Below are 279 nucleotides of genomic sequence, written 5' to 3'. Positions count from 1 at the left end.
GGCCCATGCCGAGGCCGCCCTGATCTTCGCCGATCAGGATGCCGGTGAAGCCCATCTCCGCGAACTGCCTCCACAGGTCGCGGGAGAAGCCGATGGGATCGTCGGCATCGCGGAGCGCACGCAGGTGCGAGACGGGCGCGGCGTCGGCGACGAATTCGCGGATCGTATCCTGAAGCGTCGTCTGGTCTTCGGTGAGGTAGAGGGGCATCGATATCTCCTTCTCCCTCTCCCATCGGGAGAGGGTCGGGGTGAGGGCAGGGCGCGAACGCTGTCGGTGAC

1 protein-coding gene is annotated in these 279 nt (G+C 66.7%); it reads right to left on the bottom strand.

What is annotated here, in order from left to right:
* Positions 1-208: acyl-CoA dehydrogenase family protein (locus AC0IW9_RS30660; protein WP_471652082.1), on the bottom strand; the 208-nt coding region annotated here is incomplete at its 3' end.
* Positions 209-279 lie beyond the last annotated feature (71 nt).

The sequence above is a fragment of the Belnapia sp. AC561 genome (assembly GCF_979252845.1).
This window is presented reverse-complemented; position numbering and strand designations above follow the sequence as displayed.